The following is a 14,408-nucleotide window of genomic DNA, read 5'->3' as shown; positions in this document are numbered from 1 at the left end:
TCGGACCAGTCCAAACACCCTGCACACCCTTCACCTCGGCGTCAAATGACGCTCGACACAGAGCTCACGGATCGGATACACAGCGGATTTGGAGCGATCAAGCAGCAACGATCAGGACGTTAACCCGGCACATGAAGGCGATCAATCAGCCGATTGATCACATTTAGGACTCGAGGCCCAAGAGTGACGGAATGCGACTTACCACACACACAACCCACTCCAGCCGGCGCACCCACCACGGTGGCGGGGCTGATGCTTCGCTCGTCGAACATGGCTGCGAAAGATGAGACGTCATTTACCCTGAGTGATCGCGCCCGACGGGGCGTTCTGTAACCCGGCGTTTGCGAACATGGCTACCTGAGCAATCGCATTAGCCGACGCTACGGCTTAAGTTGCACGCGCCCGGAAATCCCAGTCGGACAACCTACATCGGCCTTTCAAGTGCGAGTACCATCTGAAGAGTTTCTTGGCCCGCCTCTCGTGCGCGCACCTCCGGTCGGCCGAAAGACTGGCCCTCTGGAAGACAGACTGCGATCCCCGGAGACCGGCTAGAATCCCCTGATCGTGGACAATTCAAGGTTTAGTCGAACATGCTCTGGACGACCAGCAGGGAAGGCCACGACGACCTTGGCTCACCTAGCAAGCCAAGAACGAAATCCGCCCGGCCATGCCGTCACCGGGGCACCGCGGTTCACCCCCACGGGCAGGGGAACCAGGGCCTCCCACTGGGCTCTCTGTGCTCTCTTGGCGGTTCACCCCCACGAGCGTGAGGACCACTTCCACACCTTCTTCCGGCACGCCGCCCGCCCCGGATGCCGCTACCCACTACCCGCAGCGGTCCCGCCTGTTCAGCAGGGGTGCAGGAGGTAGCGCCATTGGTAGCGCAGCCGCTACCGAATTGCGTGTCCGCCGCTACCTGGCTGCGCCCTACAACCGGTCCGCCGGCTCTGACAGTTAAATACGGGCATCATCTCCAGACTCCGGCCCGACGTATATTTCAATTCCCTGCGAATCCCAAGCGCGCGTATATCCGCCATGCGTGGACGAGACTTCTATAATCCCATCAGTCAGGCGCACCATCCCCCCTTCGGCCCCGTCGAACCATTCGACCGTGATTATCTCGCCTGCATGAAGTGAATACTCGCGCGCCGTTGGCTCGAATACGAGAGTGATGTTGTGGTCTACCTCAATCTGAAAGCGCATAGGGCATTCTACGGACACCATGCGCTTGTAGCTGGCGGGGATGCCCCCCACTGTTCAAGCGGCTTTTCCTGGTTGCCCGGGCTTGGCGGCCCATAGCTGGCCAAGAGCGTCACCGGCGAGTGAGCCGCCACCAGCGGGGGCGCGGTTCACGGAGGCGGGTGGCCTCCCTCTGGTGCCTGACCGACGCCTTGCGCAGGCGCTGGTCACCTGTCGACTCGTACATTTCCTGCTGGGCCTCTACCGCAAGGACCAGTAGGGCGATGCGGTACGACGGGCGCAGGCCCCGGATCGCGCGGTGCAGGCCCTTGACATCCCCTGCCAGGAGGCAGCGGAGGTAGTTACCGGTGACCGAGTCGGGCGGGAATGCCCTGGCGGCGTCGCGGAGGCCGGAGACGTCGTTGGCGAGAAAGGCCGGGATCATGGTCAGGAGCGGATCGTGGTCCGCTGGGGTGGCGATTCGCCGTTCCCTACCGTCGGCCATGGCCTGGAGGTTGTCCGCGAATTCGATCACGTGGGGGTCGCCGAGCTCCTCTGCGCGGGTGCGGACGGTGGCTAGGTCGGCGGGGTCCTTGGTCTGGGTGTATGTGAGGATCAGTGCGTAGATCGCTGGGTCCACACGGGCAATTCTTGATCAGCGGGCGCCTCTTTGGGTCGCAGTGCCGTCACGATCACCAGGGCCGCTGTGCAGCCGCTACCCGTCGCGAGTCTTCCGCTACCTGGCCGCGCAGGCCGGGGACCACAGCCCGGGGCCGTACGCGACGATGACAGCCGATGGTTCACCCCCACGGGCGTGGGGACCACGCCCTGGCCGAAGTCGTCAACCACCTCCCCGGCGGTTAACCCCCACGGGCGTCGGGACCACGGCTGTGACCTCTGCCGAGGTGCCCGCCGCGCAGTTCCCGCACAGGCGTGGGGACCACCGGGCCGTCGTCCTCTACGGCGCGTCGGGGAACGGTTCACCCCCAGGGGCCTGGGGAGCGGCACCTCGGCACCCGACAGCAGCGCGGCAAGGGCGGTTCACCCCCACGGGCACGGGGACCACGTTCGGGATGCAGATGGACCGGATCACGAGCGCGGTTCACCCCCACGGGCGTGGGGACACGGCCGGCCGGTGTGGAGCATGACGGACAGGATCGGTTCACCCCGGGCGTGGGGACCACACCGCCGGGGCGCCGCCCGCCTGCTCTGTCCGCTGGTTCACCCGCGAGCGTGGGGACCAGGCGCGGCACCGTTTGGTCGGCACTGGCCTTGACGGTTCACCTCCACGAGCGTGGGTGCCACACCTACCCCCGTGATGCTACGAGGCGTACGTCGGTTCCCCTCCACGAGCGTGGGAACCACATCCCGAACGTTGACGGGACGCTCCCCCGCTACGGTTCACCCCCACGAGCGTCGCGACCACGAAGCACTGTGACGTTAACGGGCAGGTCTGGCAGCGGTGCACCCCCACGGGCATGGGGAGCACACCTACGCCTCCATCACGCAGCGACACCTGGACGGCTCACCCCCACGGGCATGGGGAGCACCCGAGGTCCGCGGGCCCTCGCCCTTGATCAGCGGTTCACCCCTCGGGCGTGGGGACCACTGGGCCGAGGGCTCGGGCAAGCTCCTCCGAGAACGGTTCACCTCAATGGCCGTAGGGACCACTCAAGGGGCAACAGGTATTGCGCCGCCGTGTTCGGTTCACTCCCACGTGCATGGGGACTACGGTGTCATCGTTTCCTCACTTCAGGATGACGGAGCTTCACCCGCACGAGCGTGGGGACCGACGTCCTCCACACCCGCTACCGCGGTTCACCCCCACGAGTTGGGGACGACCGCGCCGAGGCGTACGTCGAGAACCGCCTGCCCGGTTCACCCCCACGAGCGTGGGGACCACCCAAGGTAGGAGTCGAGGGCCGTGACGGAGGCCGGTTCACCCCCCACGAGCGTAGGAACCACGGCCGTCGCCGGGCGGACGACCCGACAATGGTCGGTTCACCCCCACAGGCGTGGGGATCGGCCTGACCGACTGAGGTACCACGATACGTAGTACGGTTCACCCCCACGGGCGTAGGGATCGGGACGGCTACCCGCTCATGGAGCATGACGAGGACGATTCACCACCACGGGCGTGGGGATCGGTCAACGACCGGTTCCTGGAGACCAAGAACCGGCGGTTCACCCCCACGGGCGTGGGGATCGGGACGGGGCGCGCGGCGACGACTGCATGGTCCGCGGCTCACCCCACGGGCGCGGGGGATGGGCCGTGTGACTGCCACTGGTTGATGACCAGGCGCGGCTCACCCCCACGGGCGTGGGGATCGGCGTCACCCGTATCTGACGGTGGACGCGGCCAACGGCTCACCCCCACGGGCGTGGGGATCGGACCGGTCGAGCGGCGAACAGATCGCCGACGCGCGGTTCACCCCCACGGGCGTGGGATCGGGGTGCGGATGGAGACCCCGGCGACCGAAGCTGCGGTTCACCCCTACGGGCGTGGGGATCGGGTGGCCTCCTGGGCGGTCGAGCTGTAGGCCACCGGTTCACCCCCACGGAACGTGGGGATCGGCGAATGAGTGAGTCGAGCGTCTTGTCTTGCGGCGGTTCACCCCCACGGGCGTGGGGATCGGGGACCTCCTGGAAATAGACCAGGCGTAGCCGTCGGTTCACCCCCACGGGCGTGGGGATCGGTTCAACTCCGACGTCGACGGGCTCGCCCGACGCGGTTCACCCTCACAGGCGTGGGGATCGGCGCTGTGACCACCTCTGGACTGTCCCGTTCGGCGGTTCACCCCCACGGGCGTGGGGATCGGCCCGGCGGGCTCGGAAGCTTCCCGTTCTCCAGCGGTTCACCCCCACGGGCGTGGGGATTGGCTCGGCATGTACACGCCCATTCAGCTCGTCGGCGGTTCACCCTCACGGGCGTGGGGATCGGCGTTCTCCTCTACTGCGTTACGGGATTACTGCCGGTTCACCCCCACGGGCGTGGGGATCGGAGGGCGGCGCAGCTGATGCCGCTCACGATCGCCGGTTCACCCCCACGGGCGTGGGGATCGGCGGTGGTAGCAGCGGACGTCGCGCAGCCCGGCCGGTTCACCCCCACGGGCGTGGGGATCGGCGGGGGTATCGGGCGCCGATCTCCGCAGCGCACGGTTCACCCCCACGGGCGTGGGGATCGGGACCTGCGGTTCTTCCTCAGGTTCGGGGGTGGCGGTTCACCCCCACGGGCGTGGGGATCGGGGACTCATCTGGCGGCGTCGCGTCTACGCCTCCGGTTCACCCCCACGGGCGTGGGGATCGGGCGTCTACCTGTGGCACGCTCCCAACACGTGACGGTTCACCCCCACGGGCGTGGGGATCGGGGCCGCGCGGCCGGGTTCATCGTGATCGGCGCGGGTTCACCCCCACGGGCGTGGGGATCGGGGCTCGCCGCCGTACACCACGGCGCCGGGCCCCGGTTCACCCCCACGGGCGTGGGGATCGGCTGGTCTGGGCTCGGTCGAAGGTGAGGCCCATCGGTTCACCCCCACGGGCGTGGGGATCGGCTCCATGCGCTCTTTTTCTGCGCGCGCGTGAGCGGTTCACCCCCACGGGCGTGGGGATCGGCTGGACCTCACGCCTGTCACCGACTAAGCGGACGGTTCACCCCCACGGGCGTGGGGATCGGACGGCCTTCATGAGGGCCAGCACCCGCTCACCCGGTTCACCCCCACGGGCGTGGGGATCGGGCCGCGTTGTTCTCGTCGTCCCCGTGGATCCACGGTTCACCCCCACGGGCGTGGGGATCGGGGCGTCGGTGACGACCACGACGGGCGGCATCGCGGTTCACCCCCACGGGCGTGGGGATCGGACTCCGTGACCTGCTCAAACGTCGCTGACCTGCGCCGACGCCAATGTCGGGGTTTTGCTCCATGCTGGCCTCACGTCATCACCCGAGCTCGCTGGGCAGGAACCTGATGAGTTGGAGTCCATCGAAGTCCATCGGAACGCGTCTACGTTGGCCCGCCGTGCGGATGGTGAAGCCCTGCTCGTTGTCGGCAGGACTTATGCAAACTGCTGCCCCGTCGCCGACGCATCCGCTCACGGCCGACCAAAGTTCATCCCGGACGCGGCCCGAGACCGTTCCGACGTACAGGCCAGGTGCGGGCTCGATGAGCCAGCGGGACAGGGCGCCGCGAACGTGGTCGGGGACGGCGGTGGTCGAGATGACGATCATGGATGCCATGTGGTCGCCTTGTCGCGGTGAGGATGGTTACCAGGGCACGTCCGCAGCGGAGTCGTCACCGTAGTTGACCCCGCCGGGAAGGGCGCCGAGTTCGGGATCCCATAGCTGCACGATGTCCGTCGCCTGAGCCGGGGGAACGGGATCTCCCGCCGCTTCCGGAGCGATCATCCGCTGGATGTCGGAGACGATGGAAGGCATGAGCCTGATCAGCCGGAACTCTTCCCGCAGGTGCAATCGCGCGTCTCGTTCGGGCTTCATCGAGCCGGCCAGGGAGAAGGCGAGGGGTATGGTCGACTTCGCCTTGTAGAGGTCGGCGATGTCGTACACGAATGCCATTTGGCTACCCGAGTGGATGAAGCCGAGGCCGGGAGCGCAGCCCATGGCCATGATCGCGGAGTGGACGATGCCGTAGAGCGCGGCGTTGGCGGCTGACAGGGCCAAGTTGACCGGGTCCTGGTCATCCCAGTCTGCCGGGTCGTAGGCGCGGCGGAAGCGGGCGATGCCGTGTTTGGTGGCCAGCATCTTGTACAGGGCCTTGACCCGCTGTCCCTCCAGGCCGCGTAGCTGGGCCAGGGTGGTGCCGGGAGGAACGGCCGAAAAGCGGTGTTCGTACATGCGGACCGCGACGCGGAGTCGTTCGTCGGGGTCGGCCCAGGCGCGGGCTTGGTGTTCGAGCCAGTCGGTGGTGAGCTGGGCGGGGGTGATGCCGGCGTAGGAGCGCACGCCGCCCGCGCCGACACAAACCAGGGTTGTGCCGTGGCGGGCGAACGTCGCCAGTGCCGGTTGCGTGATGGAAGTTCCCGGGCCGAGGAGGACGCAGGACAGGGACGCGGTCGGCAGGTAGACGCGTTCCACGCCTAAGGGTGTTTCGACCTGGGCGCAGATCCCGGTGTCGTCCTGGACGATGCGGACTGTTTCCACGTACAGGAACGACAGGGAGTCGGCCACGCGCGGGAGCATGGCCAGGGTCGGCTGACCGAGTCGTTGCTTGGCTGCGGGCCGTTGGGTCATGCGAGGACGGGGGCCAGGCTCAGCAGGCCGCAGCCGTAGGCTTTGCCTTTGCCGATTCCGGCCGCGACGGCCTGGCGGACCAGTTCGGCGTCTTTGATGGTTGCGACGCCGTCGAAGCGGGTGGCGGCGTGGGTCACCTTCTTTTGCCTGCCTCGGATGTCGGGCAAGTCAGTGGCGGTGACCGTGTGCAGGAGCAGGCCGTTGGCGGCGGCACGGTCGTGCCACCACTGCTCGGCGGACTCCCCCCGTAGGGAGACGAGTTTGCCGGGACGATCGGCGTTGCGCCCCAGACGCTTGGTGGTGTTGGCGACGATGCGGTAGTTGACGTGCGTTCCTTCGGTGAGTGCTTCCAGCAGTGGGGTGAGGTCACGGGTGGCGAGGGTGCCGTATCGGTCGGGGAGTTTGCCGAAGTCGACGGGCAACGCCGTCTGAATGAGCAGGTGGTGCCCTGTGTTGGCGGAGTCGTCCTGGCGGTAGAGCACGCCGGCCTTGTTCCGGGCCTGGTCGCCCAACCCGTCGGGGAGCAGCGACATGACACGCCGGTGCAGCGCTTCGGCGTCGCGCAGGTCGCGGCGGGCGGCCTCACAACGGGGTTCGACGACGATGCGGGTCAGCCAGATGGTCACGCGATCCCTCCGACATAGGCGAATAAGGCGTCCTGGTAGCCGCGACCCCGCCCTGCCCACAGAGCTTCGGGGACCGGCAGGGGGGTGATGGTGACCGTTCGCCGGCGGTAGAGGCGGCGGAGCCGGTCGAAGTTCTCCGGTCTGTCCAGCAGTTCGGTGACCGCGCCCGATGCTCCCCTGCTGTCTTCCATGACGAAGTCCAGCGACAGGTCAGGGGTGGCGCGGCGGGCGACCGGCACCCGCTCGCGCAGTTCGGTCTCCGGGTTGTCCACCCGGCCGAGAAGTACCGGCGGATCGGGCGGGCAGGAGCGGCGGCCAAGGTAGAGGTGCCATTTAGGGCGGTTGAGATGGCCGGCCAGGTCATCGATCAGGTCGTCGGGTCCGGTGAGCGCGGCGACGAAAACCGCGTCGGCCAGATAGTGGCGCCTGGTGACGATCGTGGCCGTCTCCAGGCTGCGGCGCTTACCTTCAGAGGTCGGTACAGTCGCGTGCCGGGGCTGGCCACCGCCGACGGTATGGAAGTCGGTCATCGGCAGACCCGGGCGGTCGATCCGGATGGTCAGCCGCAGATCATCGAACCTGCCTAGCGACTCGCCCCGGCGGATACCGGCAGCGGCGGCGAGCAGGCCGATGACGCCCGATCGGGTCGGGAAGCGCTGGGTGTCGCGCTCGGAGAACGTGCTGTGTTCACCCCAGGACTGCATCGGTCCCGCGAGCCGCACCAGGAGTCCGCTCACCCCTGGACCGCCTGCGGGTAGGCCGCGGCCACAACCTTCTCGATCAGGTCGGCAAAGCCGGTAACCGCCGGACCGAGGCTCGCGAAGGCCTTCTCGTCGATACCGGCGTGGCCGTCCGCGACGATGCCGTCGGTTCCCCACAGAGCACGGAGCCGGGTGGCGTAGCCGTTCAGCGTGTCCCGGGACGATGCCGCGTAACCGCCTTCGCCGGACATTTTCACCGGGGTCTCGAACGCCGGCGCGAGGGAGACCGGCCGGTCGGCGCGGACGGCGATGTAGGCCAGGTCGGGGACCGTGTAGGCGGCGGTCGAGTTCTGCTTGCCGGTCGGCATGGAGACGATGAAGGCCTTCAGAAACGCGCAGGTGAGGTCGGCGGCCGACGAGGTGTCGCCGAGGTTCTCCGCCAGCCCGGCGATGTCCACGCTGGCGTACCGGTAGAACACGCCCGAGGAGAACTCGGCCGAGTTCATGTGGCCGCTCCCTCGCGTCTCGCTCGGCTTGAGGTCGTCGACGGCAGTGAAGAAGTCGACTTCGGCGCTGGTGGCGTGGGTGGTGAAGGCGTGCGCGACCTGTACGCACCCGTCGACCTCGACCTCAGGCATCTCGGCCATCATGCGGCCGAACAGGTTGATGACGCCGTTGCGCTGGGACAGTATCGCGGAGATCTCCTGGGCGGGCAGCGCTGCGGCGGGCTTCTTCTTGGCCATCTCGGCCTCGATGGCCTCACGGTGTTCTGCGGCCAGGTCGGCTAGCGCGTCCAGGGCGGTGACCGGAAGGTAGAGCAGGACGGAAGTGACACCGTCGTCCTCCATCTTCAGTCCCTTGCCTGCGGAAAGGACCACCTGCGCGCCTGCGGCGGCGGCCGTTTCGGCTGGCCATCCTCGTTCGATCAGCCGGTCGGCGACCTGCTGGGGGATCCAGCGGGTACGGGCGGCCGGGTCGCCCAGGTGGCGCTCGATGTCCAGCCGGACGGCTCGTTTCCAGCTCTGGCTGCTGACCCGGGTGCGGTTGACACCGCCGTACACCAGGGTCTTCGGCGACCCGAGGTCATCGCGGTTGATGTTGCTGTACGGCAGGGTCTGGAGCAAATGGATGTCGACGTATCGAGGGATGGTCACTTGGTCTCCTCTTTCTGCTTCTTGTTTTGGGTCGCCCGAGTCGTATAAAGCGCTCGGTAGTAGTCCTGCGACCACCGCTTGGTGACGTAGTCGCGGTTCCTGCCCCAGTCGGCGAGATCGACGGTCAGCCGGGCCCAGTCGACCGAGACGAGGTCGCCGCGCATCGTTGAGACCAGGCGAGGGAGGTGGCGGTGGATTCCGTCGACGTCCTGACGGCACAGCAGGTGAAGCCGGGCCTCGGTGGTGTCCTCCCGAAGCTTGGCCTGGGCGACCGCACGGCCGAGAGTCGCCCCCAGCGTCTCCTGTTGCGCGACCGGGACCGCCGGGCGGTCGGGGACCGGCTCTCCGGTTTTGCCGGTCGTTTCGTCGCGTGCCTCGCGCGGCTGGGCGGCGATCATGGCGGCTACGGTGTAGAAGGCCCGCTCGGTCGCTATGTCCCGCCTCTCGGGAAGGGCGGGTGCGATGACCATGTCGGCGGCGCGGACCGCCGGATGCTCAGGAGGTCTGCCCAGGGCTCGTCGCAGCGCGACGCGAGGGCGTTTGTCCTCGCTGGTCAACGTACGCAGAGCGACGTTCACCAGATGGGCTGCGGATCTTTCCAGTTCGGATCGGTCAGTCATCTCCACTCCCTGACAGGCGGGGACCACGGGCGGCCAAGATCAGCCCGCGGGCGCGTTCGACGGCCCGTCGTGCCCGGGGGGTGTTGCCCGCGCGTTGCGTGATCGCGTCGTAGACCTCCAGCGCCTCCCGCACGAAATCGAATGCGGGGGCGGTGAAGTCTCTGGCGTCAACCTTGCGCCAGAACAGGCGTTCGGCACGCGGCCAGTAGTGCGCTGCTCCTTGATCCCTCCACGGTCCGGCCGGGATCTCGCTTCGGGTTGGCTTGCCGTCTCCATTGGACGGGTCGTTCAGGGCCACCCAGACGTTGCGGAGCGCCGTTCGCAACTTCTGTGCGACCTCCTCGGCTGCGCTCCGGACACGGCTCACGCCGCTGATGGCCTCCGGCTCCAGCAGCAGTGAGAGCACCGCCGGCGTCGTGGCGGTGAACCACTGCTTGTCCCGGGTCTGCCCGTCCTGATCGAAACCGAAGGCCCGGACCCGCAAGTTGTCCAAGACGTCGAAGGGCAGCGTCCTGGCCAGGTCGAGAACCTTGGGCCGCCTGGAGCGTTCCTCTCCCACATCGCGCATCAGCAGTGCGTCAAGGTCACGCCACAGAGCACGGGCGGCGCTCGCGCCGCGCGCGTACAACTCGCCCTTCTTGTTGTGCTGGTAGATCAGGTAAGGATCCTCCGCCGGAATGGCGGGTTGCCGCCACGCCCAGGTGATCCAGGCGTCCTCGATCAGTTCGTCTTGACGCGACAGCAGGATGGCGTGGCGGAACCGGTTGGCCAGGAGCCCGCCCAGACCTCCTGGCGTCGGCGAAATTCCGAGAGGATTTTTCGGTTCGGGCTCCTCCCAGACGGCGACATCTCGGCCCACTGCGGGTCCGGGGTACGGGATGCCTGTGACCAGCGATTCGAAGACGTTGCGGCCCAGCGGGTGGTAAGAAATCGTGCCGCGTAACGGCCCCGCCGTGCTGTTGGCCTCGGACCTGCCGTAAACCGTCCGTGAGGTGCAGCGCCCCGAAGGGCCGTAGTACATCTGCGCGAGCAGATGCCAGACCGCCTCCTCCACCGGGATGCGCTGGGCGTCCACGTCAGTGTGGTGATCGAACCAGACCTGGTTGTTGCCGGCCGGGCGGGACAGCACCAGCTTGTTGATGCCGGACGTCTTGGCACACTCGTCTGCCAAGCGGCTGTCCTGGAGGAACGGCCGAGACGGATGGAAGAGGTCGAACCTATCCCCGTATTGCGCGAAGTACTTCTCAACATCGTTCCCGGAGAACATGCTGATGTCGAGAAGCCCGTCCCGCCGATCCTGCCACTCGTTGATGTTGTCGGCTCGATCGAGGCCGGTGATTCTGGCGGCGATCACCGTCAGGATCCGCCACAAGGCCGCACCCGCCGGGGCGAAGGGCGCATCGACATCCGGGATTTCATGTGCCCGCACGTAAAGCTCCCGCAGACCAACCGACCCCCCGGGGGGAATCGGCAACCACGGGTAGGTGAGCAGGTCACATGAGTAAGGCCTGTCGGGCAGCATTGACACCTTTTCTCATTTCTTGAGGGTGAGCCGCGCTCCAGGACTGGGTGGGCGTCCTGTCACCAGAGATTCCCCACACCGCAGGGGTACGGGGGTGCCTAAATTCGTGGCACTCGATCGGCCCCTTGGGAGGGAAATGCACGGCTATCGCAGCGACAAGCAAGAGTGAAGCTCTCGATTCGGGAGAACCGCGCTCAGGGCCGCCAGCTGAGACGACTCCGTCGACTTCGGACAGTGTGATGCTCAAGCGCGACATGCCTCCACGTCATCGACATCGCATGGAAGATACGCCAATCAAAGAAGCACCATGGGTTAATACGCGACATCTGGAGAAAGTCCTACATTTAGGGCATCATCAGTCCCACTTTTGGGTCGAGCACGAAAATCTGATCACCAGCTTGGCCTGCGGGGCTATCGAAGCCCTTGGTTTCCTGAAGCGGAATGACGACCAGGTCCCGCAGCCAGAGGTTGTCGCCCCAGCCGGGTGGTGGAGCGTTACGCTCATCCCGGCCTCGGACGAGTGAAGCGCGGAGAGGGATCGTCTCTGCCAGGATCTCCTTCACTACGGCTCGGGGCAGCTTGGGACCCGTCGGCAGAGGACGGGTGTATGCGGGGTCGAGAAACAGCCTCCCGGCCGGGTCGCGGTAGGCACAGAGCACCCTGACCGACTCGGCGCCCAGACGGGTGGAGATCAGTTCCTCGTCGACCTCCGCCGAGGTCAGCGTATGGAGGCCACGGATGTTGCCCGGGGTGTCGATCGCCACCATCTCCGCCAACCCCGTTTCGGCCATCTCCGCAGCAAGCCATTCGATGTCCTCCTCCGCCGCGTCTCCGTCGGCGAAGGAGTCGTCATATACCTGCTCGACCAACTTCTGGACATCTCCGGGAATGGCGATCACCCCGTCCGGCAGGGTTTCGTCGGTGCGACGTAAGAGGGAACGCGGGTAGACGAACGGCCACGACTTAGGAAGGCGTAGCTTTCCGTTGTCACCGGTCGGACGCAGAACGGCCAGCCGGGGTTCGGTCGCCCATGACGGACGATTCGCACGGTGATGACGCCAGCACCGGCCCGCCCGCTGAAGGAGCAGCGCGATGGGTGCCAAATCGCTGACCATCAGATCGAAATCGAGGTCGAGTGACTGTTCGATCACCTGGGTCGCGACGAGAACGGATTTACGCGGCCTGTGGAAACACTTTTCGAGAGTGGGACACGATCGGCACCGGCCGTACTTGCTGATGATCTCGCGAGTGAGTTCCTCCCGGCACCTGGCCGGAAACCGGGCGTGCAGCAGTATCAGCTCGGGCGGTTCGCCGCCGAGCTCCTCGAACCAGTCAGCGAGCATTCGGTAGGTCAGCTGGGCCTCGGCCACGGTGTTGCAGATCATCGCAGCGCAGCCGCCCTCGTCCACCAGCGGTGCCAGCAACTCGCGCAGGGCCTCGAAGCGCTCCACACCATCGGAGCCGACCGGTACGAGGTGGTGACCAACCTGTAGTTCCCTCGCGTCCGCCGCGACCTCGAAGGGGGTGACCTGACCCGTGGCGGCGTCGGCATAAGCCCACCCCGGATAGGGGATCTCCGGCAGATCCGCGTCAGGGTGACCCGAGCCTCGGAGATAGGCCCCGACGAGCCGCCGGGCGATCCGCCGGGGCAAGGTGGCCGACATGAGAACGACGGGGACCCGTAGATGCCCGAGCCAAGTCAGCGCCGTGTTCAGCAATGCCTGCATGTACGCGTCGTAGGCGTGGACCTCGTCGACGACCAGCACTTTGCCCGCTAGTCCGAGCGTGCGCAGCGGCATGTGCTTGAGTGGGAGAGCGGCCAGCAACGCCTGGTCGACGGTGCCCACCGCCATAGAGGCCAGTAGTCCCCGTTTGCGGCCGTGGAGCCACTCGGGCGCGGCGACGTCAGCGAGTACCGCTGGATCGGCATCGCCAGTTGCTGTGTATGCCTCGTTGAGCCACGACATGCTGTGCAGCAGCGTCAGTGCGGAGTCGTTGTCCGCTTGTCGTTCGGCGTAAGCGCGGGCTCTGCCATACATCTGGTCGGCGGTTGCCATAGTCGGCAGAGCGAAAAAGAACCCCGGCGAGCCGCTAGACGTGCCCAGCAGTCGGGCACCGTGGAAGGCCGCCTCGGTCTTGCCCTCACCCATCGGAGCGGTGATCAGCAGTATCCCCGGCCCAGAGCCGACAAGGCCCGGCAACTCGGTCGAGATGGAGTTTTGCAGGTCGTTCGGCTGAGGGATCTGGGGAAACTCGTCGGCGAAGGCGGCCGGCCGGAGGCGTACGGGGAAAAGTCCAGCGTCGCGGAGCAGCGACGGGGAGATTTGCAATGAGCGCTTGAAATGATCCGGGAGGTCGTCTGGCGTTCGGGGCAAATGGGTCAGACGTCCGACGAGATGGTTTTCCTGACTGACGAGCCAGTCTGCCAGGATGACGATGCCGCAGAGGAGGGCCGCGCATTCGGCAGGAACCGAGGCGGGTGGCGGCGGTGAGCCGACGATTCGTTCGACGGCATGGAGGATGGCACTGCGCTGGAGATCCCACTTACCCGAGCCGAACTCTGGAAAGAGCCGGGTTGGCGGGTAGCGGCACTCGTTCGGATCACGGGGAGAGAATCTGCCGTGGTGGCCACCAAGCAGCTGAGCGACGATGAATGCGGAACTCGCCGCGCGACGTGCGTCATAGCCCAATTCTTTCAAGGCTGCGCCGAGCGAGGCATGGGTTGCGAATTCGTGTCGGTTTTTTCCATCCGGAGAGCTCGGGTAGCCATGGAGATTCTCATAGGCGCTTTCATCCATCATCTGGAAGCAAGGGATAGCTTTGCCTATGTCGTGCAGGCCGGCCCAGAAGGCTAGAAGTTTGCGCGCTCCACCGTCGTCGACACCGAGGGAGGTGGTGATGTACTTCCGCAGGCCGGATGATACGTAGTCATCCCAAAGGGTGAAGGTCATGGCCGAGGTGTCAAGGAGATGGCAGATCAGGGGATATGGCTTGAGGAGGCCCTTTGATTTTCCCCATAGATCAAGATCCACGTCCTCACTGATTGGCGGGACTGCCATATCACCCTCGTGTTCGGATCAAGCGGGGCGGCTAGTGTTCGGCGAGAGCATATGTCGAAAGAGAGCGGCCTGCACGAGAATGCGACTGATTGGTGGTTATAGAATCAAGTTCGGGCGATAAATGAAAAAGGCCGACAAATGGCGACATCGGCATTGGCGCAGGTCGGGACTATCGCACAGCGAGGAAGTCCACGATCGCCTGTGCGCTCGCGGTTCATCCCCCCGGGCGCGGGACTGGACGAACAGATCGCGGTTCTGGATCGGGGTGTACAGTTCACCCCCACGGGCGTGGGGACTGGACCTTC

Annotated in this window: 9 protein-coding genes and 1 CRISPR repeat array; all 9 genes read right to left on the bottom strand. The window is 66.3% G+C overall.

Annotated features, from left to right (window positions below; genetic code table 11):
- Window positions 1-1,312: 1,312 nt before the first annotated feature.
- Window positions 1,313-1,819 carry a hypothetical protein gene (locus GT755_RS10840; protein WP_161479593.1) on the bottom strand — a complete coding sequence of 169 codons (507 nt, stop codon included), beginning with the start codon at window positions 1,817-1,819 and terminating at the stop codon, window positions 1,313-1,315.
- Between the two features lie 1,966 nt (window positions 1,820-3,785).
- A CRISPR array of direct repeats spans window positions 3,786-5,035; the repeat unit is 29 nt; unit sequence CGGTTCACCCCCACGGGCGTGGGGATCGG.
- Between the two features lie 78 nt (window positions 5,036-5,113).
- Complete coding sequence (gene cas2e, locus GT755_RS10835; protein WP_161479592.1) at window positions 5,114-5,410, bottom strand: type I-E CRISPR-associated endoribonuclease Cas2e; 297 nt, start codon at window positions 5,408-5,410, stop codon at window positions 5,114-5,116.
- A 27-nt stretch (window positions 5,411-5,437) separates the two neighbouring features.
- The gene (gene cas1e, locus GT755_RS10830; protein ID WP_202609887.1) at window positions 5,438-6,421 is read right to left on the bottom strand and encodes a type I-E CRISPR-associated endonuclease Cas1e; all 984 of its coding nucleotides are present in this window, start codon (window positions 6,419-6,421) and stop codon (window positions 5,438-5,440) included.
- Window positions 6,418-7,047, bottom strand: coding sequence for a type I-E CRISPR-associated protein Cas6/Cse3/CasE (cas6e, locus tag GT755_RS10825; protein ID WP_161479591.1), 630 nt, complete (start codon window positions 7,045-7,047; stop codon window positions 6,418-6,420). The genes cas1e and cas6e overlap by 4 nt, the downstream gene beginning before the upstream one ends.
- Complete coding sequence (gene cas5e / locus GT755_RS10820) at window positions 7,044-7,784, bottom strand: type I-E CRISPR-associated protein Cas5/CasD (RefSeq protein ID WP_161479590.1); 741 nt, start codon at window positions 7,782-7,784, stop codon at window positions 7,044-7,046. Before cas5e ends, cas6e begins: the two co-directional genes overlap by 4 nt.
- Window positions 7,781-8,902, bottom strand: coding sequence for a type I-E CRISPR-associated protein Cas7/Cse4/CasC (gene cas7e, locus GT755_RS10815; protein ID WP_328794286.1), 1,122 nt, complete (start codon window positions 8,900-8,902; stop codon window positions 7,781-7,783). Before cas7e ends, cas5e begins: the two co-directional genes overlap by 4 nt.
- Entirely contained in the window at window positions 8,899-9,522 is a 624-nt protein-coding gene (gene casB / locus GT755_RS10810; RefSeq protein ID WP_161479589.1) for a type I-E CRISPR-associated protein Cse2/CasB, read from the bottom strand. The genes cas7e and casB overlap by 4 nt, the downstream gene beginning before the upstream one ends.
- Window positions 9,515-11,044: a type I-E CRISPR-associated protein Cse1/CasA gene (gene casA / locus GT755_RS10805; RefSeq protein WP_161479588.1), complete on the bottom strand. Its 1,530-nt coding sequence runs from the start codon at window positions 11,042-11,044 to the stop codon at window positions 9,515-9,517. The genes casB and casA overlap by 8 nt, the downstream gene beginning before the upstream one ends.
- Window positions 11,045-11,388: 344 nt before the next feature.
- A complete protein-coding gene (gene cas3 / locus GT755_RS10800; RefSeq protein ID WP_161479587.1) occupies window positions 11,389-14,103 on the bottom strand; it encodes a CRISPR-associated helicase Cas3' in 2,715 nt (904 codons plus the stop codon).
- Window positions 14,104-14,408 lie beyond the last annotated feature (305 nt).

Source organism: Herbidospora solisilvae (genome assembly GCF_009901565.1).
In the GTDB taxonomy this organism is placed as follows: Bacteria; Actinomycetota; Actinomycetes; order Streptosporangiales; family Streptosporangiaceae; genus Herbidospora; species Herbidospora solisilvae.
Note: the sequence above shows the minus strand (reverse complement) of the source record. Positions and strands in the feature narration are given on the sequence as shown.

Excerpts from the sequence above, each read along its gene's own strand:
- cas1e (WP_202609887.1), bottom strand. The coding sequence starts at position 6,421 with ATGACCCAACGGCCCGCAGCCAAGCAACGACTCGGTCAGCCGACCCTG.
- cas3 (WP_161479587.1), bottom strand. The coding sequence starts at position 14,103 with ATGGCAGTCCCGCCAATCAGTGAGGACGTGGATCTTGATCTATGGGGA.
- casA (WP_161479588.1), bottom strand. The coding sequence starts at position 11,044 with ATGCTGCCCGACAGGCCTTACTCATGTGACCTGCTCACCTACCCGTGG.
- cas2e (WP_161479592.1), bottom strand. The coding sequence starts at position 5,410 with ATGGCATCCATGATCGTCATCTCGACCACCGCCGTCCCCGACCACGTT.
- casB (WP_161479589.1), bottom strand. The coding sequence starts at position 9,522 with ATGACTGACCGATCCGAACTGGAAAGATCCGCAGCCCATCTGGTGAAC.